The following is a 26,162-nucleotide window of genomic DNA, read 5'->3' as shown; positions in this document are numbered from 1 at the left end:
GTCAGCCGATGATCTCGGCGCGGTGGAGTCGGCGCACCATCAGGTGCGGCACTCCATCGTGGACATATCCTGCGAACGCAGGCCCCTCCGCAATGATTCAGGTGATCGTCACCTGGAAGCGCGCACGGACATTAACACGTGAGACGTCGGACCGGAATCCCGCTAGACGCCCCGCCCTGCCGTTGGTCGCGTCAACGGGCTCCCGCACGCACGCCGCCTACAGTTGCCGCCGTGACCGACACCGTCGTCAAACGTCGCTACGCGGAGGTGTCCGCCACTTATACAGAGATGTTCGGTTCCGTCGCTCATGTCCATCCCGACGACCTGCTATTTCTCGAACGGAATTTCGGACGCTGCGCCGGTACGATTCTCGACGCTGGATGCGGACCTGGGCACCTGACCAATTACCTGACGGATCTCGGCCTGACTGCTGTCGGGATCGATCTGGTACCCGAGTTCATCGAGAGCGCTCGCGTCAAGTGGCCCGCGGCCGAGTTCACCGTCAGCTCGATGTACCCGCTCGACCTACCAGACGGTTCCCTTGGCGGAATTCTCGCCTGGTACTCCCTGATCCACCACGAGCCCGACACTCTCCCACAGGTTCTCCGTGAGTTTCGTAGGGCATTGTCTGACAACGGAATTCTCGTGGCCGGCTTCTTCGACGGCGACGGCGTCGAACCGTTCGACCACAAGGTGACAACCGCCCACCGGTGGCCGGTCGACGAGATGTCGGAAGCGCTGACGGCGGCGGGATTCGTGGAGTTGGATCGCCTTCGACGACCGGCGACGGATCACGCCAGGCCGCACGCCGCTCTCGCGCTGCTCGCTCGATGATTTCGAGATGCAGCCCAGGCGCGCCGATCCATCCTGGTGGGCGGGCGATCCCCATGAAGACTCTCCAAAGACAGCCTTCCACGAATACTCCGTCAGGTGCCCTACACGTTGGAGCGGAACTCCACCACGTCGCTGTGACTCACGATTCCGGAGCGCCGTCAGCAAGGTCTTCGAGATACGCGAGGACGTTGCCATCAGGATCGGAGAACTCGAACATCGGCGGCGCAAAATCCAGGCGCAGCACCTCGTCCCGAACCGAAGAGTCGTGCTGTTTGATCACCCGATGTGCGGCATCAGCGTCGGCCACACCCATACGAACGCCCACCGGAATCTCGCCCGCTTTGTCAAGGAGTGTCAGCACCACCTCCGAGCCCGGAAGACCAACCTCGATGAGGCGGGCTCCTTGCCATAGCTCCTCGTCAACCAGAAGCTCAAAGCCGAGCACTTCGCAGTAGTACTGCTTTGCTTTGTCTTGATCCGACACCGGTATCGACACCGAGATGATCCTGGTCGTCGGGATCGTTCGTGGGGAATCGGCCACAACACTCCTTCATCGCATTTCGACGGTCTTTTTGTAACGACCGTCGGGATCGAAGAATGTCATCGCCTGGCACAGGTGGCGATCGGCACTCACGGGGTTGAGTGGGCCGCTTTTCCGCTAGCCGTTGAAGCGGAACTCCACCCAAATGCGATACCGACAAACGTCATCCGATGGCCACAAACAGCCCTACCGGTCCGCGGTCGATGTCACTCGCTGTCACGACACCTTGGTCAACTGAATTTGGAACGCACCGGCCATGCCGCACTGATACGTCCCGCGAAGCGTCGCCGGGTCGAAAGCTTCCGAACATCCGGCGTCGAATGTGCGTGTCCACATTCCACCTTGCTGATGGAGGTCGCGAGTGGTACCCCCTGGCACCTCCAATCGCAGACAGCCATCGCCGCATGGAGTGAAAATGTAGGTCTGCGTCACAGTGGAGCCAGCGGCGTTGGTCACCAGGCCCGAATACGTCCCTTCGAGCCCGGCCGCAAGTGCCGGCCCAGCCGCTAGTGTCGAAACACCTGCAATCGCTGCGGCCACACCCGCGATCCGAATTGCTAACATTCGTTGCTCCCTCCCCTTGTAATGCCACATCTGCGGCGCTGCCAGCAGCGTAGTGGGGGTGAGGTTGATTCGCGTAAGTTCGAATAATTTGCCTCAGCTAGACGTTGAAGCGGAACTCCACCACGTCGCCGTCGACTTCTAGCGCCGCCTTGGTGGCCCTGTGCCATCGTCCGATGTAGGCACGGTGGGGCTCAGCTGCCTTCTCCAACACGGTCTGGTTGTCCTTGAGATAGTCAACTAGCCACTGCGACAACCCGTCCCACCTCTCCACAGCGCCTGCCGGAGGCAGCGTCCAACCCAGGTCGTCCACTGTCCAGTGGGCCTTAGCCTGATTTCTCAGCATCGATGCCGTGACCCAGTTCGACTCGATGTCATCCCCGCCTCGGCTGACGGGCACGAGATGATCGACAGTCGGGAACAACTCCCAGAAGGCGAAGTGGGTCTCTGAGGCCTTCCAGTTCGGATGTGCCGGGAAGTCGTCCCCGAGCACGACATGTAAGAGGCGGAGAACGCCGGGGTTAATGAGTCGGGTACCCGTGTAGTAGTCGAGGAACCCGTCACGCATGAACAGTTTCATCGACTGACCTATCGAGTACCGGCGGACGATCTTCTCTACTGGCTCGAACGGATAGCGCGACCTAAGGGTCTCTCTAGCAGATCCGGATTCCCCGCCCATAAGAGCAGCGCATACATCGGCCAGCACGCCAGCCTTTGATTCCATCCGCGCATCCCCTTGTGCTACTTGGCGGCAGCCTTGCCGCTAGACGTTGAAACGGAACTCCACCACGTCCCCGTCAGCCATCACGTAATCCTTGCCCTCCATGCGGACCTTGCCCGCGGCCTTGGCCGCGGTCATCGAGCCTGCCTCCATCAGATCGTCGAAGGACACGATCTCGGCTTTGATGAAGCCCTTCTCGAAATCGGTGTGGATGACACCGGCCGCCTTGGGGGCGGTGTCGCCCTGGTGGATCGTCCACGCCCGCGCCTCTTTTGGCCCCGCCGTGAGATAGGTCTGCAGCTTCAGCGTGTGAAAACCGGCCCGCGCCAACGCATCCAGGCCGCGTTCGGTCTGGCCGATCGACTCCAGCAATTCGGCGGCGGACTCCTCGTCGAGCTCTTGCAGCTCTGCCTCGATCTTGGCGTCCAGGAACACCGCATCGGCCGGTGCCACCAGTTCGCGCAGCGAAGCCACCTTTGCCTCGTCGGTCAGCACCGATTCGTCGGCGTTGAACACGTACAGAAAAGGCTTGGAGGTCAACAGGTTCAGCTCTCGCAACAACGAAACGTCAACACCCGCCGAAAATAGCGTCTTGCCGGTGTCGAGCACCTCGTTGGCGGCCTTGGCAGCCTCGTAGACCGGCCGACGGTCCTTGTTGGTCCGGGCCTCCTTCTCCAGCCTCGGCAGCGCCCGCTCCAGCGTCTGCATGTCGGCGAGGATCAGCTCGGTCTCGATGACCTCGATGTCGGATTTCGGGTCGACGCGGCCGTCGACATGCACGACGTCGTCGTCGGCGAAGACCCGCACCACCTGACAGATCGCGTCGGCTTCGCGGATGTTGGCGAGAAACTTGTTGCCCAACCCCGCGCCTTCGGAAGCGCCCTTCACGATGCCGGCGATGTCGACGAAGGTGACGGGCGCGGGCACGATCTTCTCCGAGCCGAACATCTTGGCCAGCTCGGTGAGCCGCTCATCCGGGAGCGCCACCACGCCCTCGTTCGGCTCGATCGTCGCGAACGGGTAATTGGCAGCCAGCACGTCGTTGCGTGTCAGTGCGTTGAACAGAGTTGACTTACCGACGTTCGGCAGTCCGACGATTCCGAGATTCAGGCCCACGGGGACCACAGTCTAGGCAATGTGGTCGCCACGCCACCGCGCGCTGGCGACGAGTAGTTGCTCAAGCCAGTAGGGTCGACGTGTGTCAGGACAGCGCGCACGGTCGGCAGTGGCCGTCGACCACCGCTCCGCACACCCCAATATCGCAGGGATTCCGTGGTGGGGTGCAGTTCTGACTGCCGTTTTCGCAGTGGCGATCGGCTTCGCTTTCGACGCGGGTTCCGGCGGTGGACAGCTCACCGCGGTGTTCGCCTCGCTCTATGTCCTCGGCTGTCTGACAGCGGTGTTGGCGGTCAGGCAGTCGGGGTTGTTCACGGCCGTGATCCAGCCCCCGCTGGTGTTGTTCGTCACAGTGCCCGGCGCGTACTTCCTGATGCACAGCAGCGATATCCAGGGGCTGAAAGACGTCCTGATCAACTGCGGCTACCCGTTGATCGAGCGCTTTCCGTTGATGTTCTTCACGTCCGCTGCGGTGCTGCTGATCGGCCTGGCTCGGTGGTACTTCGGTAAGGCCGGCCGCGCGGACGCCACGAAACAGCCCGAGCGTGCGACCCGGGATGCCGGACCCAGCCTGGCGACGAAGCTGTCGGCGCTCGCGGGACTCTTCGGTGGCAGGTCCGACGAGTCCGACGACGACGTGCCCCAGCAGCGGCGCGCCGCCGAGCGACGCCGCCCCAGACCGCAGAAGCCCACGCCTGGAAGAACTCGCGGCGAGAGGCCGGCGAGACGGACACCTCCGAGGTCCCGGCATTCGCGTGCCCCCGAGACGGAGATCATCGAGCCGGTCATCGACGAGCGCCCGCGCCGGCGCCGCGAGCGGCTCAGCGAGCCGCCGCCGTCTGAGCCGCGCCGCCGCCCTCGCCCGTCGTCGTCGAGGGAGCCGCGTGAGCGTGATTCGCGGGAGCCGCTGCCGCCACGCGAGCGCAGGGCGCGTTACGAGCGCGACGATCGCTATGAACGGCCGCAGCGTGAGCGTCCCGCGCGCCGTAGCCGATACGACGACTACGACCCCCGGGACTCCCAGGACCTCTACGGGTCGCCCAGCTCGCACCACCCGGTGTCACGGGTGCGCTATCGCGGCGAGGACTCCGAGGATCGGGCTGAGTACCGGGCCCGCAGGCGTGCCCCGCGCGAGGCGGACGCCGACCGCTGGGAATACGACATCTGACGATTCGCCGAGACTGCATCTGTGCAGGTCTCTGGTCGCACTTTTCCTACCGGAATGCAGTTTCGGCGCGGCGGCGGTCAGGGCAGCGCCCGCAGAAACCGGCCCGCGGCGTCCACCGCAGGTGCGGAACTGCCTGCGTCACTGACAAACACCGCCAAGGCCATGTCTCCGCGGATGCCGACGAACCAGCCGTGGGCGTGGGTGGCCCCGTCCTGGGCGAGGTACTCGGCCGTCCCGGTCTTTCCGAGCATGCCGGGGATGTCCTGCAGCTGGGTGGCTGTGCCATCGGTGATCGTCTCGCGCATCATGGCCTGAACCTGTTCGTCCACTGCAGCCGGTAATGGATCGGGCGTGCGGTCCGGCACGCCCGGGGACCCCTCGACGATGGTCGGCGCAGGTACCGAGCCGTGCGCCAACGTTGCTGCGACGAGCGCCATCCCGAACGGTGACGCGGTGACCTTGCCTTGCCCGATGCCCTCCTCGACCCGCAGCGCGGACGTGTCGGCGACGGGCACCGACCCGGTGACAGTGGTCATGCCGGGGGCGACGAAGTCGATGCCGAGACCGAGCTGCGCGGCCGCCTTGGTCAACGCGTCCGGCGGCAGGTTGACCGCAAGCCGGCCCATCGTCGTATTGCACGACCGCGCGAACGCCGTGTGCAGCGGAACGTCGCCCAGCTCGAAATTGTCGTCGTTGGGAATCTGCCTGCCCTCGATGTTCTCGGTGCCAGGGCACCCCACGATGCTGTCGGGAGTCACCTGCCCTGCCTGCAGCGCCGCCGACACCGTCACCGTCTTGAATGTCGAACCCGGCGGATAGAGACCGGTCAGCGCGATCGGCCCCTGCGCATCGGCGGGGGCGTTCTGCGCGACGGCGAGCACGTTGCCGGTCGACGGCTGGATGGCGACAATCGCGGCGGGCGTCGGTAGGGAGGCAAGTGCCGACTCGCCCGCGAGCAGCATGCCGACGTCGAGGGTGCTGGCGATGTCGCCGACGGGTTTCGCGTCCTGACCGCCGACGCGCTTCGGGCCGGTGGCGGTTTCCGCCGTCACCGCCCACCCGGCAGCCGCGTCGCTGCGCTGTTGCCACAGCTCGGACAGCCCTGCCAGCGTCGGCGAGGTCAGCGCCCGGTCGGTGGCCAGCAGCCGGGTCTGCGGCCGCAAGGTGACGTTCGGCAGCGCCGACAGCTGTTCTTGGATCGGGGCGAGGTCTTCTTCGCGCAGCGTGATCGCGGTGACCGGCTTGCCCGCGGCCAGCTCGCCGCTCAGCGACGCCGGCGTGATGGTCGGAGCAATCGGATTGAGCAGGGCCGCAACGGCATTCACGTCGACTCCGGGGGCGATGTCGACAAGGGTGACGATGTGCTGGGTGAGCAGTTCGGCGCCGCTCCGGTCGAGCACCCGGGCTGCGGGTATCGGAACGAGTGTGCTGAACGACAGCGGTCCTTCGTCGAGCCCGGGGGCGACGGTGGCGGGATTCCACTGGATCGTCCAGGCATCGCCCTGCTGGCTGACCGTTCCCTGGGCGTCGTAGCTCCATTCGATCGTGTTCTCGGGCCCGAACTTCCAGGAAGCCGACAGCGTGAAGGTGCCCTGGTCCTCCTCCCGCTGCGAGCCGGTGACCTCGAAGTGGACGTCCTTGCCCAGGCTGGCGTAGAGCTTGCCCAAAGTGTCTGCGGCGGCGTTCTGGTCGCTCGTCACCGCGGCCGCCGCTCCGGCGTCGCCGCGAGTCAGCGCCTCGGCGAAATTTCGCAGTGTCGAGGTGAACCGGTCTTCGGCGTCACTGCAGCCGGACACCAGAAGCAGAACGACGAGCAGGGCCAGCGCGGTCCCGCGCCGCACGACAGTCACTGGCGAGCCGGGCGGATCTCTCGGGGCAGGGCGAACACGAGGGTCTCGTTCGCGGTGGTCACCGGCTGCACGGTGCCGTAGCCGTGCTCGGCGAGGCGGTCGAGCACACCGCGCACCAGAATCTCCGGGACCGAGGCACCGGAGGTCACGCCCACGGTTGTGACACCGTCGAGCCAGGCCGGATCGATGTCCTCGGCGTAGTCGACCAGATGCGCCGCGTCCGCACCGGCGTTCAGCGCGACCTCGACCAGGCGCACCGAGTTCGACGAGTTCTTCGACCCGACGACGATCACCAGCTCGCACTCGGGCGCCATCGCCTTGACCGCGACCTGCCGGTTCTGCGTGGCATAGCAGATGTCGTCGCTGGGCGGATCCTGCAGCGTGGGGAACTTCTCCCGCAGCCGGCGCACCGTCTCCATCGTCTCGTCGACACTCAGCGTCGTCTGAGAGAGCCAGATGACCTTGTTGGGGTCCCGCACGGTGACGTTGTCCACCGCATCGGGGTTGTCGACGACCTGGACGTGATCGGGCGCCTCACCCGCGGTGCCGACGACCTCCTCGTGCCCCTCGTGACCCACGAGCAGGATGTCGTAGTCGTCGCGGGCGAAGCGCTTGGCCTCGTTGTGCACCTTGGTCACCAGCGGACATGTCGCGTCGATGGTCTTCAGACTGCGGGCTTTGGCCTCGACGTGCACGCTCGGCGCGACGCCGTGGGCGGAGAACACGACGATGGCCCCCTCGGGCACCTCGTCGGTCTGCTCGACGAAGATCGCGCCGGCCTTGGCAAGGGTGTCGACGACGTAGCGGTTGTGCACGATCTCGTGCCGTACGTAGATCGGGGCTCCGTGCTGTTCGAGTGCGCGTTCCACGGTCTCGACAGCGCGGTCGACGCCGGCGCAGTATCCGCGCGGCTCGGCCAGTAGCACTCGTTTGCCGGTCGTCCTCTCAACGACCGAGCTCGCGGCGCCCGGAATACCCATGTTGACAGTCGGCGGCATGACTCCAGGGTACTTACCTGCCCCTCGAACCGCCCAGCCGTAGGCTGTGGACATGTCAACTGCACCGTATGGGGTCCGCCTGCTCGTGGGCGCGGCGGTGACCGCCATCGAGGAGACCCGCAAGCTCCCCCAGACGATCCTCATGTACCCCATGACCATCGCGAGCCAGATCGCCCAGCTGGTGATGAAGATGCAGCAGGACGTGGCCGAGCTGGTGATCAAGGGCGACGAGACGCTGGAGACGATCTTCCCGCCCAAGGACGAACAGCCCGAGTGGGCCACGTTCGACGAGGATCTGACTGTCGCCGACGGTGCGGACGCCGACCGCTCAGGTACGGATGCCGACGTGGTCGAGTTGCCCGTACGCGAGGGCGAACGTCTCACCGAAGGACGATTCGCGCTGTTCAGCGGTGACGCGGAGCCCGCGAAGGCCACCGAGACGGCCACGACGACGGAGGTTTCCCACGATGCCCCCGACATCGTCGCCGAGATCGAGTACGGGTCGCTGACGCTGGCGCAGCTGCGGGCACGTCTGACGTCACTGCGGGTTCCCGATCTGGAAGCGCTGCTGGCCTACGAGGAGTCCACCAAGGCGCGTGCCCCCTATCAGACGCTGCTGGCCAACAGGATCACCCGCGCATCGGCGAAGTGACGCCGGCCGAGGGAGCTGCACCGGGCCAGTCGGCGGACAACCCGTTCCCCGTCCGCGGTGTGGCCATCCGGGTGGCGGGATGGATCGACAAGCTGGGCGCCGTGTGGGTCGAGGGTCAGATCGCGCAGCTGACGTTGCGCCCCAACTCCAACACCGCGTTCATCACGCTGCGTGACCCCGCCGCCGACATGTCGCTGTCGCTGACGTGCCCGCGCGACCTCGTCGTCAACGCGCCGGTCAAGATGTCCGACGGCACCCAGGTGATCGTCTACGGAAAACCCAGCTTCTACACCGGCCGCGGCACCTTCTCGTTGCGGGTCACCGAGATCAGAGCCGTCGGAATCGGTGAGCTGCTGGCCCGCATCGAGCGGCTGCGCCGACTGCTCGACGCGGAGGGACTGTTCGACGCCCGACTCAAGCGTCCGATTCCGTTCCTGCCGGACACGATTGGGCTGATCACCGGCCGGGCCTCGGCCGCCGAACATGACATCACCGCCGTCGCGTCCAGCCGGTGGCCGGCCGTGCGGTTCGCGGTCCGCAACACGGTGGTGCAGGGTCCTAACGCAGTCCCCCAGATCGTGGAAGCCCTGCGAGCCCTCGACGCCGACCCCGAGGTCGACGTCATCGTGCTGGCCCGGGGCGGAGGCAGCGTCGAGGACCTGCTGCCGTTCTCCGACGAGACGCTGTGCCGGGAGATCGCCCGGTGCACGACGCCGGTGGTCAGCGCGATCGGCCACGAGCCGGACAATCCGCTGTGCGATCTGGTCGCCGATCTGCGTGCCGCGACCCCGACCGATGCCGCGAAACGCATCGTGCCCGACACCGCAGCCGAGCAGGCGTTGGTCACCGACCTGCGCCGGCGCAGCGCCCGGGCGCTGCGCAACTGGGTGAACCGGGAGGCGCATGTTGTCACGCAATTGCGCAGCAGGCCCGTGCTGGCGCGCCCACTGTCAGCGATCGATGCCCGCGCCGAGGAGATCCGGCGGGCGCGCACCGCAACCCGACGCGACATCACGCGTCTGATCTCCGCGGAATCCGACCGGGTGGGCCACCTGTCGGCGCGGCTGACGACACTGGGGCCCGCGGCCACGCTGGCGAGGGGATACGCGGTGGTGCAGGCCGTGCCGAACGCCGGGGAGCCACACGTGGTGCAGTCCACCGCGGATGCACCCTCCGGGACGCGGCTGCGCGTGCGCGTCGCCGACGGCGCGGTCATGGCGACGAGCGAAGGTGAACAATGAAGCCCATTAGTGAACTGGGATACGAGGAAGCCCGCGACGAACTCATCGACGTGGTGGAGCGCCTCGAACATGGCGGACTCGACCTAGATGCGTCGCTGAAACTATGGGAGCGAGGCGAGGAACTGGCTAAATGCTGTGAGAAGCACTTAGCTGGCGCCCGGGAGCGGGTCGAGAAAGCACTCGCCGCCGACGACGCCGCAGGCGATTGACCAGTCATTGACCCGCAAAGACCCCCTGGCCTAGGACCTCGAAATTGAAACATGTTTCAGTTATCCTTCTCCGCCATGGGTGATGCAACGCTGAAGACAGACCTGGGTCGGGTTCTGGTTACCGGGGGTTCAGGCTTCGTCGGCGCGAACCTCGTCACCGAGCTGCTCGACCGCGGTCTGGAGGTGCGCACCTTCGACAGGGTGCCGTCGCCGCTGCCGGCGCACCCGCGCCTCGAGGAGTTTCAAGGCGACATCACCAGCGTCGACGACGTCGCGGCGGCAGTCGACGGCATCGACACCGTCTTCCACACCGCGGCCATCATCGACCTGATGGGCGGCGCATCGGTCACCGAGGAATACCGCAAGCGCAGCTTCGCCGTGAACGTCACCGGCACCGAGAACCTCGTTCACGCCGCCCAGAAAGCCGGCACCAAGCGGTTCGTCTACACCGCCTCCAACAGTGTCGTGATGGGTGGGCAGCGCATCGCCGGTGGTGACGAAACCCTGCCCTACACTCAACGTTTCAACGACCTCTACACCGAAACCAAAGTCGTCGCAGAGAAGTTCGTGCTCGGCCAGAACGGCGTCGCGGGAATGCTGACCTGCTCCATCCGTCCCAGCGGCATCTGGGGCCGCGGCGATCAGACGATGTTCCGCAAAGTGTTCGAGAGTGTGCTTGCCGGGCACGTCAAGGTGCTGGTCGGCAGCAAGGACGTCAAGCTCGACAACTCGTACGTGCACAACCTTGTGCACGGTTTCATCCTGGCCGCCGAGCACCTCGTCGAGGGCGGGACGGCTCCGGGCCAGGCGTACTTCGTCAACGACGGCGAACCGATCAACATGTTCGAGTTCTCCCGGCCGGTGGTCGAAGCCTGCGGCGAGCCGTGGCCGACGTTCCGGGTGCCCGGCCGGCTGGTGTGGTTCATCATGACGATCTGGCAGTTCTTCCACTTCAAGTTCGGACTGCCCAAGCCACTCCTGGAACCGCTTGCGGTGGAACGGCTTTACCTGGACAACTACTTCTCCATCGCCAAGGCGCAGCGTGACCTCGGCTACCAGCCCCTGTTCACCACCGAGCAGGCGCTCGAACAGTGCACGCCCTACTACGTCGAACTGTTCCACCGGATGAGGTCCGAGACCGGACAAGCCGTCGTCCACGCCGCCGCACCGGCCCCGCCGAAAGGCTGAGCCGCCGGGTCGTCATCATTAGCGGTTGACGACCTAGGGAGGCGCATGCCGCAGTTTTACGTCGCCGACAGCGGTGACGCGCAGATCCGCTACCTCGACTCAGGCGGTGACGACCGCGGCGCACCCATCGTTTTCGTGCCGGGGTTCACCTGCGTCGCCGACGACTACCTTGAGATACTGCCGTTCCTCGGGCGACGCACGATCATCGTGGAGCTCCGCGGGCACGGCCAAAGCCTAAGTCGCTCAGGAGATTACGATTCCAATACGTTGGCTCGCGACGTCGGTGCGGCCATCGACGCGGCGGCCGACGGTCCAGTGCATCTCATGACATTCTCGCGCGGCACCCCGTATGCGCTGCTATGGGCGCTCGCTCATCGAGACCGGGTTCTTTCGGTATCGATCGGCGACTACGTGCCCGAAGAGATCGAACTGCCCGACGACGTGATCATCGGCCTGCTCGACGGGCGGTGGCGAGGGACACCCGTCAGTGAGCGGGTCGACCGCCAGGCCGGGATCGCGACGCTGCGTTCGGCGCGCGCGCAGTTGCTGTGGGAGCCTTTGGCGCGGTGGCAACCGCCACTGCTGGTAGTGCGCAGCCCGAGCACCCCGGTGGTCGACGACGTGGCGTGGGAACGCTACCGGTCACTGTTCCCGACGGCCCGCATGCACGAATTCGCGGACTCCCCGCACGACATATTCCGCCCCGATCGCGGCCGCTATCCGCTCTTAGTCCGCGAGCACGTCGACTCGGTGTGAGGCATTACGGAAAGAAGCGATCACGGCAGGCACCGCATCACCGGCCACCGGCCTGCCGAAGTAATACCCCTGTGCGACGTCACACCGCTTGTCGCGCAACCAGTATGCAGTCGCAGCCTCTTCGACTCCTTCGGCGACCACGGTGATGTCCAGGTCGTGCGCCAGGTCGATGATTGCCGAGACCACGGCGGCAGCGCGCGGATCTCCGGCCACCGTCGCCACGAAGAACCGGTCCAGCTTGACCTCGTCGATCGGCAGGTCGCGCAGATAGGACAGCGCCGAATAGCCACTACCGAAATCGTCGACAGCGACCCGGATTCCGCATCCGCGCAACTGATGCAGCACGTCAGTCACCGTCCCGAGATCGTCGACAACAAGATCCTCGGTGATCTCGACCGTCAACATGTCGGTCGACAGTCCGCGCTGCCCGAGCGCGGCGAGCAGTCGCCGCGGCAGCTGCGCATCGCGCAGCGTCGGCGCAAACAGGTTGACCGCCACGGGTATTCGCACACCTTGAGCCATCCAGCTCGCCGTGGCGTCGAGCACTTTGTCGATCACCAGATCCGACACCGGCCGCATCAGCCCGTGCTGACGAACCAGAGACATGAACGCACCCGGATTCTGCAGCCCGAGCCGTGGATGCGGCCATCGCAGCAGGGCCTCGACACCGATCATGGCGCCAGTTCGCAGGGCAACCTTCGGCTGGTACACCATCTCCAGCTCTCCCGCGTCGATGGCTTGGCGCAGCTCGCCGAGCAACTGCACCTTGGCAGCGCCTGCACCGGGCGCCCGATCGGGTTTGTCGGCAACCAAGTCCGCATCGGGAACGGGCTGCGTCATGTCCGCCTCGAAGGTGTGCACACGCGACGAGCGCGACTTCTTCGCGGTGTACATCGCCAGATCGGCCCGTTTGATCAGGGTCTGCGCCTCGACTGCCGGCTCCTCGGGCGAGGCCACAGCCACGCCGATGCTCGCATGCATCAAAATCTCGTGCCCGTCCACCATGAACGGATGGGCGAACGCTTCGGCCACTCGCTGCGCGATCAGATCCGAGGCATCCGAGTCTCCTTGGAGAAGGAGCGCGAACTCGTCGCCACCGACTCGGGCGACGATGTCGCCCTCCCGCACGCAGTCGACGATGCGCCGGCCGGCGCCGACGAGGAGGCTGTCGGCCACCGGATGCCCCAAGCTGTCGTTCACCAGCTTGAAATCGTCGAGATCCAACGAGACCACAGCGAGCCAGCGATGGTCACGCGCCTGCAATGTCAGCGCCTGTGACAGCCGTTCGTCAAAGACCGTCCGGTTCGCCAATCCGGTCAGCGGATCGCGCAATGCCCGGTCCGCGGCGAGCGACAGCAGGTGGCGGTTCTCCCATGCGGCCACCGCCTGCCGCAGACATACCGCCACGGTGAGGAAGGGCACGATGAAACGTTCGACGCCGGACATGACGAGCAGCGGTCCGACCGTGCCGGCGAGCATGAACGGCGCGTACGGCAGCCACACAGACACGCTGGGGGGTACCGAGAGAGATCGTCGACGGGGCACCTCGGTGGAACGAGCCTGCTGTGCCGCTGCTGCGAGGAAGACGAGGCCGGCAGCCCAGCCGATGTCCAGGACGCTGCCGGTGACATACGTGCCGTTGACCACGGCGTGCGCGAACCCGATATCGGCGATCGTCGTCAGCGCGAAGGCGGCCACGACGAGGATCAGCACGGTCCGGTAGCGGGCATCGGAACGGACAAGAACCGACACCGCAACCCCGAGGGCCACGATGTCGAGGGTCGCGTAGAGCATTGCGATCACGAGCGTGACCCGATCACCCTGATGGTCGGCATAGACGTTCTGGAGCGCGATGATCCACGCCAACAGGAACGCCGACAGAGCCACGGTGACGCCGTCGAGCGCGACCCGCAGCTTCGAATGCCTCGTCGAGCCCATCCCGTATCGGGCCATGGTCAGCATCGAGAGCACCGCCAGCGCCGTGAAGGTGAGGTAGAAGGCATCGGCCAGCGACGGAAACGGGCGAGGGTCGACAGCGCCTTCGCGCACCAGGCATACCAGGTCACCGGCGCTGTAGGCCGCCATCGCGCAGGCCATCAGGGTCCACGACCGTCGCGGACCGCCAGTGGAGTGCCGGGCTGCCAGCGCCGCACTGACCGTCGCATAGCCGGACAGGATCAGCGTGATGATGTTGGCGAGGGTGCGCACCAACAATCCGCCCTCGTCGTCGGCGGCAAGCAGGACTGCCAGCCCGACGGCGAGTCCGATCGGTATCCAGATCGTGCGCCTCGCCAGAGGCCGCAACCGGCCGATACTCACGAAGCCCCCATGCACTGTCACCGCGCACTCGAACGAACGTCACGGGTTTGCTCACCATACGGCATTGCCGAGGTGGGATTACACACTTCGCGGGACCTCTACGTCGCCCCATCTGTCGTCGCGAGTTTCCTGAGGAGTGCCTCACCGAACCTTCCACCAGCAGTATGGCGAGTTCCGAGAACGCGAGTAGCGCATTCGGCGTGTTTACGGGCACCACCCCAACGTTGCTCGCCGGAGCACTCAGCACCGCCGGTCATCGACGGGGAGTAGAACGCGCGGACCCAGTCGAGCGGTTCGAAGATTTGCCACGCACCTCGACGATGCCAACCATGGATCGACGAGTTCTCCACGGAAACAACGCGATTGATGATTCCTCGGCAGTTTGAGCCCCTGCGCACCTGAACGGTTCTAGGGTGGTCCACATCGATGGTGAAGGAGCCGCCATGCCGAACGGAAAACCGAACATTCTGGTCATCTGGGGCGACGACATCGGCATCTGGAATCTGAGTTGCTACAGCCGAGGAATGATGGGGTACGCCACCCCCAACATCGACAGGATCGCCAACGAGGGAATGCTGTTCACCGACAGCTAGGGCGAGCAGAGCTGCACCGCGGGCCGGTCATCGTTCATCACCGGCCAGAGCGTCTATCGCACCGGGCTGAGCAAGGTCGGCATGCCGGGCTTCGACGTCGGCCTGCAAAAAGAAGACCCGACGATCGCCGAGCTGCTCAAGCCACTGGGCTACGCCACCGGACAATTCGGCAAGAACCACCTCGGCGACTTGAACAAACATCTCCCGACCGCCCACGGCTTCGACGAGTTCTTCGGCAACCTCTACCACCTCAACGCCGAGGAGGAACCCGAGCACGAGGACTACCCCACCGCCGAAGAGGCGCCGGCGCTCTACAACGCGCTGCTGCCGCGCGGCGTGATCCACTCGTGGGCCACCGAGGAGGAATCCACCGACGTCGACCCCAGATACGGTCCGGTTGGCAGACAGCGCATCGAGGACACCGGTCCGCTGACCAAGAAACGGATGGAAACCATCGACGATGAGACCACCTCGGCCTGCGTCGATTTCATCAAGCGCCAACATGATGCGGATACACCGTTTTTCGTGTGGATGAACACCACACACATGCATTTTCGGACTCACACCAAACCGGAGAGCCGGGGGCAGGCAGGCCGCTGGCAGTCTGCCTACCACGACACGATGGTCGATCACGACGGTCACGTGGGCAGGCTGCTCGATCTCCTCGACGAGTTGGGGATCGCCGAGGACACCCTCGTCGTCTACTCCACCGACAACGGACCCCACGCCAACAGCTGGCCGGACGGTGCCACCACACCGTTCCGCAGCGAGAAGGCCACCAACTGGGAGGGAGCCTTCCGGATTCCCGAGATGGTTCGCTGGCCCGGCAAGATCAAACCCGGCGTGGTCTCGAATGAGATTGTGCAGCATCATGACTGGTTGCCGACGTTCTTGGCCGCCGCCGGCGATCCCGACGTCGTGGACAAGCTCAAAGCCGGGCACACGATCGGCGACATGACCTACAAGGTCCACATAGACGGGTACAACCTGCTGCCCTACCTGACCGGCGAGGTGGACAAGAGCCCGCGGCAGGGCCTGATTTATTTCTCCGACGACGGCGACGTGCTCGGCATCCGGTTCGACAACTGGAAGGTCGTGTTCATGGAGCAGCGGTGCCCGGGCACCCTGCAGGTTTGGTTCGAACCGTTCACCCGGCTGCGCGCGCCGAAGCTGTTCAACCTGCGGACCGATCCCTTCGAACGCGCCGACATCACGTCGAACACCTACTGGGACTGGATGATCGACCGGATCTTCCTGATGTTCTATGCCACCGCGCTGGTGAAGAGATTCCTGGACACCTTCAAGGAATTTCCCCCGCGGCAGGAACCTGCGTCGTTCACGATCGACGAAGCAGTCGCAGAGCTGGAGCGGTTCCTCGGCTCCACCGCCGGTTAACCGCGGCCGCGCTCGACACCTGGCGTGACGGTGCGACCAAGTCGGCGATCGTCGACTTCGTCGAACACGCCGTTGCGGAGGTGGCACCCGAGGACCGGGTCGCCGTCTTCGACAACGACGGCACACTGTGGGTCGAGAAGCCTGCTTACATCCAGCTCGACTTCCTGGTCCGCAGGCTGGCCGAGCAGGCCGCGGCAGACCCGACGTTGGCCGACAATCCGGCGTACGCGGCTGCCGCGTCCGGCAACCTCGCCTGGTTCGGCGACGCCGTCACCCAGCATTACAACGGCGACGACTCCGGGCTGAAAATCATTGTCGGAGATATACTCTCGGCGTACGCCGGGCTGAAGGTTCAGGAGCATGCCGACCGCGTCAAGGCGTTCTTCGACGCCGCCACCCACCCGACCCTCAAGCGGCCCTACATGGCGTGCGGCTACACCCCGATGATCGAGTTGCTGCGGTACTTGGAGGCCAGCGGGTTCACCAACTACATCGCCTCGGGCGGTGGGCGCGACTTCATGCGGCCGGTCACCGGGCCGATCTACGGGATTCCGCCGGAACGCGTGGTGGGCAGTTCCGTCGGCCTTGACTTCGTCGACGGTCACCTGGTGACGACAAACCGGCCCGAGTTCCTCGCCGACGGCCCCGTCAAGCCTGTGCGCATCTGGGGCAGGACAGGCCGGCGACCCATTCTTGCCGCAGGAAACTCCAACGGCGACATCGAAATGCTGCAGTTCACCGCCGCGGGAGCTGGCCCGTCCCTGGCGCTGCTCGTGCGCCACGACGACGCGGAGCGCGAATTCGACTACACCGCAGGCGCGGAGCGGGTGCTCGAGCTGGCGGACGCCCACAACTGGACGGTGGCAAGCATGCGTGACGATTGGACGCGGATTTTTGACTGAGCCCGCCGGCCTCGTGTGGATTCCGCCGCAGACGGCGCTGCTCGGATCTGACGCGTACTACCCCGAGGAAGGTCCCGCACACGCCGTTGACGTCGACGGATTCTGGATCCAACCCAAGCAGGTCACCAATTCCGAGTTCGCGGAGTTCGTCTCTGCCACAAACTATGTCACCGTCGCCGAGCGGCCGGTCAACCCCGACGACTACCCGGGTGCACCGAAGGAGAACCTGCAGCCGGGGTCGATGGTGTTCACCAGGACGTCCGGACCCGTCGACCTGCGTCACCTGAGCCTGTGGTGGACATGGACGCCCGGCGCGAACTGGTGCCACCCGGTCGGCCCGTCCTCGTCGATCGAGAAGCGAGCCGACCATCCTGTCGTGCACATCGCCTACGAGGACGCCGAAGCCTATGCCGACTGGGCGGCAATGCAATTGCCCACCGAGGCGCAGTGGGAGACCGCTGCGCGCGGTGGCCTCACCGGTGCGACATACACCTGGGGCGACGAGCCGGAACAGCCCGGACAGCCGATGGCCAATTACTGGCACGGTGAGTTCCCCTGGCGGCCCGACCGGGGTTACGGCCGCACCCGTCCAGTCGGAAGCTTTCCACCGAACGGGTACGGGTTGTTCGACATGGCAGGCAATGTCTGGGAGTGGACCGGCGACTGGTACGCCGACACCCGCGATGCGGCGTCGTGCTGCGAGGCCGAGAGCTACGATCCTCGCCAGCCTCAATTCAGAGTGCCGAGACGAGTGGTCAAGGGGGGCTCGTTTCTCTGCGCCGACAATTACTGTCTTCGCTACCGCCCCGCAGCGCGCCGTCCACAACCCGTCGACACAGGCATGAGCCACATCGGTTTTCGTTGCATTACGCGCTGACTGGTCAACCGAGTCCCATCGGCTCGGTGAGGTTCGTCGCCATGCGCACCAGATCCGGCACCTCTGACTCGTCCGTGGGCCTGCCGAAGTAATAACCCTGCCCGATGTCGCACCCTCTGTCGCGAAGCCAGACTGCCGTCGCGGCCTCCTCGACACCTTCGGCGACCACCGTGATCTGCAAGTCGTGAGCGAGTTCGATCACCGCACGCACCACCGCGGCGGCGCGGCCGTCGCGGTGCACCGGCGCGATGAAGAAGCGGTCCAGCTTGATCTCGTCGATCGGGAGATCCCGGAGATAGGAGAGCGCGGAATAGCCACTGCCGAAATCGTCGATCGCCACGCGTATCCCGCGATCTCGCAGCTGGTGTAGCACCTCGGTCACCGCGCCCAGATCATGGAGCACGAGATCTTCGGTGATCTCGACGGTCAGCAGGTCGGTGGGCAGATCACGGCGCGTCAGCGCGCGACACAGGTTGCCGGGCAACTGTGTGTCGCGGAAGAACGGGGCAAAGAGGTTGACCGCGACCGGTATCCGCGTGCCGGAGGCGTGCCACCGGACGGCGTCTCCGAGCACCTTGTCGAGGACGAGGTTGGTGACGGGACGCATCAGTCCGTGCTGCCGCACGAGCGACAGGAACGAACCGGGCAACAGCAATCCGCGCTGCGGGTGCGGCCACCGCAGCAGGGCTTCGACGCCGACGACGTTACCGGTTTGCAGGCACACCTTTGGTTGATAGGCCATGGTGAGGTCGCCGTGGTCGATGGCGTTACGTAGTTCGCCGAGTAGTTGCACCTTGGCCGCGCCGGCAACGCGAGGCAATTGTTCGACCTCGCCGGTGACCTCGGCCGGGTGGTGAGTGTGCAGTGCCATGTCGGCGTCATAGGTGTGTACCCGCGACGAACGCGACTTCTTCGCCGTGTACATGGCCATGTCGGCGCGCTTGATCAGCGTCTGCGCATCCACGTCCGGCTCGCCGGCGGGTGCCACCGCGACGCCGACGCTCGGTCGCATCAGGATCTGGTGACCGTCGACGACGAACGGGTCGTTGAAGCGTTCCACGACGCGCTGCGCCACCAGATGCGCGTCGTCGGCCTCACCTTCGAGCAGCAGCGCGAATTCGTCACCCCCGACGCGGGCCACTGTGTCACCCGGCCGGACGCACTCGTCTATCCGGTTCCCGACCTGAACCAGAAGGCTGTCGGCGGTCGGATGCCCGAGACTGTCGTTGACCAGTTTGAAGTCGTCGAGATCCAGTGACACGACCGCCACGCAACGCCTGTCGCGCGAGCGCAACATCAACGCATGTTCCAAGCGGTCGTTGAACAGCGTCCGATTCGCCAAGCCTGTCAACGGATCTCGCAGAGCCTCGTCGGCGGCGTAGGACAGGAGCCGTCGGTTCTCCCACGCCGCCACGGCCTGCCGCAGGCACACGGCGACGACGATGAGGGGCACCACGAGTTTCTCGACTCCGGACAGAATCATCATCGGCCCCACCGTGCCGGCGAGCAGCAGCGGCAGGTAGGGCAGCCACAGCGATGCGTTCGAGGGCACCACCAACGACCGAGGACGGGGCGGCGGCGTTGAGCGGCTCGACAGCGCAGCGGCAATGAACAGACAGAGCGCGACGACCCATCCCATGTCGATGACACTGCCCACGACGTAGCGGTCGGCTGCCACGAGATAGGCGAACGCGACATCGCTGGCGGTGGTGACAGCCAGCGCGAGGGCCAGCAGCGCCAGCACGGTTCGCTGACCGCGGGCGGCGCGCCCGAGCACGGCGACGGCCACCGCGAGCGCCACCATGTCGGCGACCGGATAGAGCAGCGCAATCACCATGTTCAGCTTGTCGTCGCGATAGGTCGCGTAGACGCTCTGCAGCGCGAAGATCCAGGCCAGCGTGAAGACGCAGAGCGCGACCGTGACGCCGTCCAGGGCGATGCGCAGCTGCGCCTGTCGCCGCGGACCGGCGTCGAACGAACCCAGCCCCAGGATCGCGTAGATCGCGAGGCCGACGAACAGGAAATAGAAGAAGTCCGCCGGTGAGGGATACGGCTCGACGTGCAGGACGTAGTCGCAGACCAGCCAGATCACGTCGCCGATCGCCCAGGCCGCGAGGGCACCCGCCATCGCGTTCCACGCCGTGCGGCGGCGTCCCTCGGCGGACCGTGCGGCAACGACCGCACACATCGTCGCGTACGCCGACAGCCCCGCGGTCGCGAACTCATAGGCGATACCTACCGGCTCACTGATGCGACCGAGCAGGAGCAGCACCGCAAACCCGATCGTCAATCCGACCGGTATCGCTGTCGACGGCCTCATCACAAGCCGGAAACCGCGTTCGTCCACGGCGCTCCCATGCCCTACCACTGCATTCCTAGTAGCCGACGCTAGTCCACTACCGGCCAATGAACCGGCGTTTGATCATCCTGCAAGGGGCGAGGCGATGAGTTCGCGGCCCCGTCACAGTAGGTATGGCTAACCCGTACACCATTGAGGAGTCCGATGAGAAAAATCACCGCCAGCCTGTTCATCTCGCTCGACGGCGTCGTCGAGGATCCGGAATGGCATCTCCCGTACTTCAACCACGAGATGGGTGAGGCCGTCGGCGCCCATCTCGCCGCCGCCGACACCTTGCTACTCGGCCGCGTCACCTACGACAGCTTCGCCGGTGCCTGGCCCGACCGCGAAGCCGAGGGCGGCGAGGACGCGGAGTTCGCGAAGATCATCGGCGATGCCCGCAAGATCGTGGTCTCCAACCAGGAGCTGCAGTTTTCCTGGCGCAACTCCGAACATCTCAAGGGTGACCTGATCGCTGCGGTGGCGGCGCTCAAGGACGAGCCCGGCGACAGCGACATCGCGATGAGCGGCTCTGTGTCAATCGTTCGACAACTGCTCGCCGCGGGTTTAATCGACGAGCTGCATCTGCTCCTGCATCCGATCGCAATGTGCAAGGGCGAGCGGCTGTTCGCCGCCGGAGAGCCGATCCCGCTGAAGCTGCTGAAGTCGACCACCTTTGCGACGGGCGTGCTCCACCTCGTCTACACCCTGGACGAGGCGGCGCCGACGGGCGGCTACGACGAAGCCAAGAGACACCTTGAGCCCCGCGATCGGCAGCGCTGACCCATCCCTTAGCTCAGGCCGCTTCGGCCGCCTTCTTGATCGCCGCGAGCGTTGCGGGAATGCCGTCACGCGCCGCGTCGCTGCGCTTGGCGATCTCGGCGTCAGCGGCGTCCCCGAACCGTTCCCGGAAGCCTTCGAGGCCCTTGTCGAGGAATTCCCACGACTCGGTGAGACGGGTGCCGTCGCCCTCGGGTTCGAACGTGTAGCCCCAATACACCCAGCCGTTGTTGACCTCCCAGGCGAACTTGCGGCCCGGATCTGCGGCCACGACCTGGCTTCGGGTCTCCCACGTCCGTTCCGGGAGCTCGTTGCGGCCGGTGAACCAGGCGCCTACCTCCGGGCCCTGGCCTTCGTCCCACCAGCAGGCCTTGCAAATCGGACTCCACTCCCCCATCCGGGTCACGTCCGACACCATGGCGTACAACTCGTCCGGCGCAACGGCCACCGAGATCGACTCTGATCGCTTCAGTTCGGTCACGGCATCGAGTCTGCCATCAGCTATTGCGCTTTCAGCGGCCGAGTGTGAGGTTGAAACGCGTTCCACCCCGTAATCGAGAGGCCAACTGGATGAGCAACGGTAGCGAGCGAAGCGCGAGGGAGGCCGTCGTCATCGGCGGCGCATCGGGCATCGGATGGGCGACGGCACAGGCCCTGGCGGCCGAAGGCTGCCGCGTCACCATCGCCGACCTCAACGCCGACAGCGCCAGGGACCGCGCGTCGGAACTGGGCTCCGCGCACGCGACCGTCGACGTCACCGACGAAGACTCGGTCCAGCTACTGTTCGACGGCATCGGCCCCCTCGACATCGTGGTCAACTGTGCGGGTTTCAGCAATGTCGGCCTCATCACCGACATGCCCGCCGAGGACTTCCGCGCCGTCATCGACGTCTGCCTCAACGGCGCGTTCATCGTGGCAAAACACGCCGGACGGCATCTGCGAGAAGGGGGTTCGCTGATCCAGATCAGTTCGCTCAACGGCAGGCAGCCCGCCGCGGGCATGAGCGCCTACTGCGCCGCCAAGGCGGGGCTCTCGATGCTGACGCAGGTGGCCGCGCTCGAGATGGGCCCGCGCGGCATCCGCGTAAACGCGGTGGCACCCGGCTTCGTCCACACCCCGCTGACCGCGGCCGCCGCGTCGGTGCCCGGTGTCGTCGAGGACTACGTCGACAACACCGCACTCGGACGCGCCGGCACACCCGAAGACATCGCCAATGCCGTTGTGTACCTGAGCTCCCCGGGATCCTCGTGGCTGACCGGTGAGGTGCTCGACATCAACGGAGGCGCCCACCTCAAGCGCTATCCCGATGTCATGGGCCACGTCATGCGCCTGATGGAGCAGGGGCAGCCGTGATGAGCGCTCGCGCGAAGAACAGGAAACCCATGAGCTTCGCCGGGAAACAGGCAATCGTCACCGGCGGCGGCTCCGGGATCGGCGCGGCCCTGTGCCGCGCCCTCGACCTCGCAGGCGCCGACGTGGTGTGCACCGACATCGACGCCGACGCCGCCGAGCGCATCGTGTCGACGTTGAGCCCCCGCGCCCGGGCCGCGCACCTCGACGTCACCGATGCCGCAGCGGTTCAAGCGGCGGTCGACGAGGTCGTCAAGAGAACGGGCCGACTAGATCTGATGTTCAACAACGCGGGGATCGTGTGGGGCGGGGACACCGAGCTACTCACCCTCGACCAGTGGAACGCGATCATCGACATCAACGTGCGCGGTGTCGTCCACGGAGTCGCCGCGGCATACCCGCTGATGCTCGAACAGGGGTACGGCCACATCGTCAACACCGCGTCGATGGCCGGGCTCACCGCCGCGGGACAGGTCACCAGCTACGTGGCGACCAAGCACGCTGTCGTCGGTCTGTCGATGGCGTTGCGCTCGGAGGCGGTGCCCCGCGGCGTGGGGGTCCTGGTGGTCTGTCCCGCTGCCGTCGAGACCCCGATCCTCGACAAGGGCGCCGTCGGCGGGTTCGTCGGTCGCGACTACTTCCTGCAGGCCCAGGGTGGCAACCCCTACGACGCCGACCGGCTCGCCCGCGACACCCTGCGCGCGATCGAACGCAACAAGGCAATCCTGGTCAAACCCACTGTGGCCCATGCTCAATGGTGGATGGCGCGATTAATGCCGGGACTGATGAACCGGATGGCGATGCGGTTCGTCGCGGGACAGCGGACGCGACAGGACAGATCGCCGTCAAGGACCGCCGAGTCGGGTTAATGTTGCGACGGCCCGCGAGAGTGCGGGTAGGCACGGGGGTCGGGAGGCACACATGAAGGACGACTTCAGCCTGACCCAGAAGCGAGCGTTGGCGATCTGCACGGTGATCGCGCTCGGGTTCGGCGCGTACTTCCTGCGCGGCTACATCCTGTTGATCGCGGTCGCGGCGGTGCTCGCCTACCTGTTCAAACCTCTCTATGAGCGGCTGCGCCGGAAGATGAACGTCGGTGTGTCGGCAACTCTGACGCTGCTCGCGGCGATCGCGACCGTCGCACTGCCGCTGACCGGCGTCGCGATCCTGGCCTTCTTCCAGATCTCCCAGGCGGTGACCAGCATCGGCCACTGGGTGGAGCAGACCGACTTCACCGCCCTGGCACAGGGGCTGCTCGATTCTGCCAACGAGCTGTTGGCTCGTGTCCCGTTCATGAACGTCACGCTGACACCCGATTCGGTGCGCGAGGCGGCCACCAAGGTCGGGCAGAGCGCCGGCGAATTCGCCCTGGACGTCGCCCGCGACTCAGTCGGCGGACTCGCCGCGACGCTCACGGCCGTGGTCGTCTTCCTCTACGTCTTCCTCGCCCTGCTCACCAACGGCGACAAGGTCGTCGGCCTGTTCCGCGATCTGAACCCGTTGGGGGAAAAGGTATCCGACATCTATCTCGCCAAAGTCGGGGCGATGGTGTCGGCAACGGTCAAGGGCCAGTTCATCATCGCGGTATGCCAAGGCACCCTGGGCGCCATCTCGATCTACATCGCCGGGTTCCACGACGGCTTCTTCATGTTCCTGATCTTCTTGACGGCGCTGTCGTTCATCCCGTTGGGCAGTGGCATCGTCACCATCCCGGTCGGCATCCTGATGGCGGTCTTCGGCAACGTCGCCGGCGGCATCTTCGTCATCGTGTTCCACGTCGTCGTCGTCACGAGCGTCGACAATCTCCTGCGCCCCTTCCTGGTGCCCAAGAGCGCTCATCTTCATCCCGCGCTGATGCTGCTTGCCGTGTTCGCAGGCCTGAAGATGTTCGGGTTCTGGGGCATCGTGCTCGGCCCCGTGCTGATGATCGTGATCGTCACGACCATCAGCGTGTACCTGGTGGTCTACAAGGACGCGTCGGCGGATTCGTTGACCGGCACGAGCGCCGACCCGGCGGAGGACGAAGCGGAGCGTCAGGTGCCGTGGTGGCGCCGGATCCTGCCCGGCAAGCCGAAACTCACACCGACGGCAAAGCCGGAGCCAGAGGACGACCCTGAACCGGCTCCGGCGTGATCAGCCGAGCCGCGCGCTCAGCCCAACCGCTCTTTGAGGAACGCGACGACGCGTTTGCGCGCCTCGTACGCCGGGTGTCCGTCCACTTCGCGGACCTCCAGGGTCAGCACCGAGTGCGCCATCTTGCCGAATGCATGCTCGTTGCCCTTCTTCGAGTTGATCTCGATCACCTCGAACGCGTCACCGAGCCGATTCTTCAGCGTCGTGAACCTCGCACCGGGAGCCAAGGGATCCTCGCTGAAGCGCAGGCCCAGCGCGCATAGCCCCTCGTCGGCAGCGCGCTTCTCGACGATCTTGAGCTCGGCTTCCGACAGCCCCGGGTCAGCTCGATGCTTGGCGGTCAACCCGATGGGTAGCGACGGCTGGCTCAGCACCGGTGCCAGCACGCTGTCGTCCACCGCGGCCGCCAATGCGAAACCCCCGCTCCAACATTCGCCGATCACCCCGACACCCTTGCCTGGCGTGTGCTCGTTGAGGTCGCGGGCCAGGGCGCGCAGATGGTGTGCGATCGGCCGGTCGGCGTTGGTGGCAAATGCCGCGAATTCCTTTGCCACGCAGCCTCGCACCATCACGGGGACCGCGCCGGGGCGAACGCTTGGCGCTCCCGGCGTTCCATATAGCGATGGGCAGGCCACCGTGAAACCGTTGTCCACGAGGTGGTTTCCCAGAGCGAGGACCCCGGGGTGCAGGCCGGGCATCTCCGGGATCAGCACGACACCGGGCCCCTCGCCCTTGCGATAGACGTCGTAGGTGAACCCCGCCGCGGAGAACGGCGCCGCTGCCCATCCGGTCAGGTCGGCCTCTGGAGCCTTCAGGCCGGCGTAGCGGTCGGTCATCGCGTCCTCCGGGCTAGGTGATCGTCAGCGGCGCCTGGGACTGCGTCGCCGCAGCCAGCGTACGGTACTCATCCGTACCCGCGGCGCCACTCACCGCAAGTTGGGCAGGTCCCGTCGGGCCGCGGATCTCCGCCGTCCATACCGGCTCATTCGGTTTGCCGTCACGCTCGCCGCCCTCATAGACCACCCATCGCACGCCGTCGACGTCCTGGGTGCCCGTCGGCACCAGATCCGGGCTGAACCACGCGATGAGCTTGTCCTCGTCGGCGTTGCTCTGGGTGATGCTCAGGTACATGCCGCTGGGCGTCAGGTATCCCACAACGGAGCCGACGGCGCGCACCGGCTGCCCCGTCACCGGGTCCCGGCGACCATCCTCGATCCCCATGCGGCGTCCCGAATTGGCGGCCCAATCCTCGGGCAGCTGCGGCACGCGGATCGGGATCTTCAACGCATCCGCATCGGCCTGCAGGGCGGCGGGTGCGTCGTAGTCGGGGGCAGGTCCCGGGCCGGGTCCCGTCGGCGCGAACGAACACATCCCCAGCACCCCGGCGAGCACCACGCAGGCAACCACCAGCGGCGCCATGGACCAGAACATGTCGCGGCCGTCCTGCAGAAGCCGCGACTTGGCCGCCTTCGGCGCCGGCGTCGCGTAGCCCGCCGCGGGGGGGTCGATATTGTCCTGGCCTGCGCTGTCAGGCTCGCGCCCCGGGTCACCGGGGACCTTGTGGCCCGGCTCGGGCGGCGTCGTCATAACAGCCAGTATCCCAGCTCCCAATTGCGGAACCGCTAATGGGAGAATCTCGC

Annotated in this window: 23 protein-coding genes and 1 pseudogene; 14 read left to right on the top strand and 10 right to left on the bottom strand. The window is 65.8% G+C overall.

Features of this window, described 5'->3' with window-relative positions:
- The first annotated feature begins 231 nt into the window (after window positions 1-231).
- Window positions 232-834, top strand: a complete 603-nt coding sequence (locus tag AWC12_RS17430) for a class I SAM-dependent methyltransferase (RefSeq protein ID WP_207576449.1) — start codon at window positions 232-234, stop codon at window positions 832-834.
- A 139-nt stretch (window positions 835-973) separates the two neighbouring features.
- Here the strand turns inward: AWC12_RS17430 and AWC12_RS17425 are convergent, their stop codons facing one another.
- The 3 genes from AWC12_RS17425 to ychF all read right to left on the bottom strand — a co-directional run bounded on the left by AWC12_RS17425 (window position 974) and on the right by ychF (window position 3,773).
- The gene (locus tag AWC12_RS17425) at window positions 974-1,330 is read right to left on the bottom strand and encodes a VOC family protein (RefSeq protein ID WP_207576448.1); all 357 of its coding nucleotides are present in this window, start codon (window positions 1,328-1,330) and stop codon (window positions 974-976) included.
- A 706-nt stretch (window positions 1,331-2,036) separates the two neighbouring features.
- A complete protein-coding gene (locus tag AWC12_RS17420; RefSeq protein WP_085175836.1) occupies window positions 2,037-2,660 on the bottom strand; it encodes an HNH endonuclease in 624 nt (207 codons plus the stop codon).
- 39 nt (window positions 2,661-2,699) lie between these two features.
- A complete protein-coding gene (gene ychF / locus AWC12_RS17415; protein WP_085175834.1) occupies window positions 2,700-3,773 on the bottom strand; it encodes a redox-regulated ATPase YchF in 1,074 nt (357 codons plus the stop codon).
- Between the two features lie 82 nt (window positions 3,774-3,855).
- On the opposite strand from ychF, the gene AWC12_RS17410 reads away from it, so the two are divergent.
- Entirely contained in the window at window positions 3,856-4,941 is a 1,086-nt protein-coding gene (locus AWC12_RS17410; RefSeq protein WP_085175832.1) for a DUF6542 domain-containing protein, read from the top strand.
- Between the two features lie 77 nt (window positions 4,942-5,018).
- Here AWC12_RS17410 and AWC12_RS17405 read toward each other — a convergent pair whose 3' ends face one another.
- Together AWC12_RS17405 and AWC12_RS17400 are read right to left on the bottom strand one after the other, a co-directional pair.
- A complete protein-coding gene (locus AWC12_RS17405) occupies window positions 5,019-6,791 on the bottom strand; it encodes a penicillin-binding transpeptidase domain-containing protein (RefSeq protein WP_085175830.1) in 1,773 nt (590 codons plus the stop codon).
- Entirely contained in the window at window positions 6,788-7,789 is a 1,002-nt protein-coding gene (locus AWC12_RS17400; protein WP_024444458.1) for a 4-hydroxy-3-methylbut-2-enyl diphosphate reductase, read from the bottom strand. The genes AWC12_RS17405 and AWC12_RS17400 overlap by 4 nt, the downstream gene beginning before the upstream one ends.
- A gap of 52 nt (window positions 7,790-7,841) precedes the next feature.
- On the opposite strand from AWC12_RS17400, the gene AWC12_RS17395 reads away from it, so the two are divergent.
- The 5 genes from AWC12_RS17395 (at window position 7,842) to AWC12_RS17375 (ending at window position 11,835) form a co-directional block, all read left to right on the top strand.
- A complete protein-coding gene (locus AWC12_RS17395; protein ID WP_024444459.1) occupies window positions 7,842-8,441 on the top strand; it encodes a lipid droplet-associated protein in 600 nt (199 codons plus the stop codon).
- Complete coding sequence (gene xseA / locus AWC12_RS17390) at window positions 8,438-9,682, top strand: exodeoxyribonuclease VII large subunit (RefSeq protein WP_024444460.1); 1,245 nt, start codon at window positions 8,438-8,440, stop codon at window positions 9,680-9,682. Before AWC12_RS17395 ends, xseA begins: the two co-directional genes overlap by 4 nt.
- A complete protein-coding gene (locus tag AWC12_RS17385; RefSeq protein ID WP_024444461.1) occupies window positions 9,679-9,891 on the top strand; it encodes an exodeoxyribonuclease VII small subunit in 213 nt (70 codons plus the stop codon). The genes xseA and AWC12_RS17385 overlap by 4 nt, the downstream gene beginning before the upstream one ends.
- 75 nt (window positions 9,892-9,966) lie before the next feature.
- Entirely contained in the window at window positions 9,967-11,079 is a 1,113-nt protein-coding gene (locus AWC12_RS17380) for a 3-beta-hydroxysteroid dehydrogenase (RefSeq protein WP_085175828.1), read from the top strand.
- A 45-nt stretch (window positions 11,080-11,124) separates the two neighbouring features.
- A complete protein-coding gene (locus AWC12_RS17375) occupies window positions 11,125-11,835 on the top strand; it encodes an alpha/beta fold hydrolase (protein ID WP_085175826.1) in 711 nt (236 codons plus the stop codon).
- On the opposite strand, the gene AWC12_RS17370 is transcribed toward AWC12_RS17375, so the two are convergent.
- Window positions 11,806-14,154: a putative bifunctional diguanylate cyclase/phosphodiesterase gene (locus AWC12_RS17370; protein WP_234814062.1), complete on the bottom strand. Its 2,349-nt coding sequence runs from the start codon at window positions 14,152-14,154 to the stop codon at window positions 11,806-11,808. The two genes, AWC12_RS17375 and AWC12_RS17370, sit on opposite strands and share 30 nt — an antisense overlap.
- Before the next feature lie 443 nt (window positions 14,155-14,597).
- On the opposite strand from AWC12_RS17370, the pseudogene AWC12_RS17365 reads away from it, so the two are divergent.
- The 3 genes and pseudogenes from AWC12_RS17365 to AWC12_RS17355 all read left to right on the top strand — a co-directional run bounded on the left by AWC12_RS17365 (window position 14,598) and on the right by AWC12_RS17355 (window position 17,921).
- Window positions 14,598-16,142, top strand: a pseudogene (locus AWC12_RS17365) (arylsulfatase).
- Window positions 16,143-16,189: 47 nt separating this feature from the next.
- On the top strand, window positions 16,190-17,044 hold the full coding sequence (locus tag AWC12_RS17360) for an HAD family hydrolase (RefSeq protein WP_234814065.1): 855 nt from the start codon (window positions 16,190-16,192) through the stop codon (window positions 17,042-17,044).
- Window positions 17,037-17,921 (top strand): formylglycine-generating enzyme family protein, encoded by an 885-nt coding sequence (locus AWC12_RS17355; RefSeq protein WP_085175824.1) that lies wholly within the window; start codon window positions 17,037-17,039, stop codon window positions 17,919-17,921. The genes AWC12_RS17360 and AWC12_RS17355 overlap by 8 nt, the downstream gene beginning before the upstream one ends.
- Window positions 17,922-17,925: 4 nt before the next feature.
- Here the strand turns inward: AWC12_RS17355 and AWC12_RS17350 are convergent, their stop codons facing one another.
- On the bottom strand, window positions 17,926-20,268 hold the full coding sequence (locus AWC12_RS17350) for a putative bifunctional diguanylate cyclase/phosphodiesterase (protein WP_337360673.1): 2,343 nt from the start codon (window positions 20,266-20,268) through the stop codon (window positions 17,926-17,928).
- 156 nt (window positions 20,269-20,424) lie between these two features.
- Between AWC12_RS17350 and AWC12_RS17345 the strand changes: the two genes are divergently transcribed.
- On the top strand, window positions 20,425-21,042 hold the full coding sequence (locus AWC12_RS17345; protein ID WP_085175822.1) for a dihydrofolate reductase family protein: 618 nt from the start codon (window positions 20,425-20,427) through the stop codon (window positions 21,040-21,042).
- A 13-nt stretch (window positions 21,043-21,055) separates the two neighbouring features.
- On the opposite strand, the gene AWC12_RS17340 is transcribed toward AWC12_RS17345, so the two are convergent.
- On the bottom strand, window positions 21,056-21,520 hold the full coding sequence (locus tag AWC12_RS17340; RefSeq protein WP_085175820.1) for an SRPBCC family protein: 465 nt from the start codon (window positions 21,518-21,520) through the stop codon (window positions 21,056-21,058).
- 89 nt (window positions 21,521-21,609) lie between these two features.
- Here AWC12_RS17340 and AWC12_RS17335 point away from each other — a divergent pair, with 89 nt between their 5' ends.
- From AWC12_RS17335 to AWC12_RS17325, 3 genes are read left to right on the top strand one after another with little or no spacing between them, the layout of a single operon-like run.
- A complete protein-coding gene (locus AWC12_RS17335; protein ID WP_085175818.1) occupies window positions 21,610-22,392 on the top strand; it encodes an SDR family NAD(P)-dependent oxidoreductase in 783 nt (260 codons plus the stop codon).
- 29 nt (window positions 22,393-22,421) lie between these two features.
- Window positions 22,422-23,258 (top strand): SDR family NAD(P)-dependent oxidoreductase, encoded by an 837-nt coding sequence (locus AWC12_RS17330; protein ID WP_024444471.1) that lies wholly within the window; start codon window positions 22,422-22,424, stop codon window positions 23,256-23,258.
- Between the two features lie 52 nt (window positions 23,259-23,310).
- The gene (locus AWC12_RS17325; protein WP_024444472.1) at window positions 23,311-24,522 is read left to right on the top strand and encodes an AI-2E family transporter; all 1,212 of its coding nucleotides are present in this window, start codon (window positions 23,311-23,313) and stop codon (window positions 24,520-24,522) included.
- Window positions 24,523-24,539: 17 nt separating this feature from the next.
- Here AWC12_RS17325 and AWC12_RS17320 read toward each other — a convergent pair whose 3' ends face one another.
- Window positions 24,540-25,358: a dienelactone hydrolase family protein gene (locus tag AWC12_RS17320; RefSeq protein ID WP_085175816.1), complete on the bottom strand. Its 819-nt coding sequence runs from the start codon at window positions 25,356-25,358 to the stop codon at window positions 24,540-24,542.
- A 13-nt stretch (window positions 25,359-25,371) separates the two neighbouring features.
- Window positions 25,372-26,109, bottom strand: coding sequence for a DUF4245 domain-containing protein (locus tag AWC12_RS17315; protein WP_085175814.1), 738 nt, complete (start codon window positions 26,107-26,109; stop codon window positions 25,372-25,374).
- Between the last annotated feature and the right edge of the window lie 53 nt (window positions 26,110-26,162).

This window comes from Mycolicibacterium iranicum, assembly GCF_002101705.1.
In the GTDB taxonomy this organism is placed as follows: Bacteria; Actinomycetota; Actinomycetes; order Mycobacteriales; family Mycobacteriaceae; genus Mycobacterium; species Mycobacterium iranicum.
This window is presented reverse-complemented; position numbering and strand designations above follow the sequence as displayed.

Coding starts and splice junctions, on each gene's coding strand:
- AWC12_RS17420 (WP_085175836.1), bottom strand. CDS start 2,660: ATGGAATCAAAGGCTGGCGTGCTGGCCGATGTATGCGCTGCTCTTATG.
- AWC12_RS17400 (WP_024444458.1), bottom strand. CDS start 7,789: ATGCCGCCGACTGTCAACATGGGTATTCCGGGCGCCGCGAGCTCGGTC.
- AWC12_RS17395 (WP_024444459.1), top strand. CDS start 7,842: ATGTCAACTGCACCGTATGGGGTCCGCCTGCTCGTGGGCGCGGCGGTG.
- AWC12_RS17385 (WP_024444461.1), top strand. CDS start 9,679: ATGAAGCCCATTAGTGAACTGGGATACGAGGAAGCCCGCGACGAACTC.
- AWC12_RS17380 (WP_085175828.1), top strand. CDS start 9,967: ATGGGTGATGCAACGCTGAAGACAGACCTGGGTCGGGTTCTGGTTACC.
- AWC12_RS17375 (WP_085175826.1), top strand. CDS start 11,125: ATGCCGCAGTTTTACGTCGCCGACAGCGGTGACGCGCAGATCCGCTAC.
- AWC12_RS17345 (WP_085175822.1), top strand. CDS start 20,425: ATGAGAAAAATCACCGCCAGCCTGTTCATCTCGCTCGACGGCGTCGTC.
- AWC12_RS17335 (WP_085175818.1), top strand. CDS start 21,610: ATGAGCAACGGTAGCGAGCGAAGCGCGAGGGAGGCCGTCGTCATCGGC.
- AWC12_RS17330 (WP_024444471.1), top strand. CDS start 22,422: ATGAGCTTCGCCGGGAAACAGGCAATCGTCACCGGCGGCGGCTCCGGG.
- AWC12_RS17325 (WP_024444472.1), top strand. CDS start 23,311: ATGAAGGACGACTTCAGCCTGACCCAGAAGCGAGCGTTGGCGATCTGC.
- AWC12_RS17320 (WP_085175816.1), bottom strand. CDS start 25,358: ATGACCGACCGCTACGCCGGCCTGAAGGCTCCAGAGGCCGACCTGACC.
- AWC12_RS17315 (WP_085175814.1), bottom strand. CDS start 26,109: ATGACGACGCCGCCCGAGCCGGGCCACAAGGTCCCCGGTGACCCGGGG.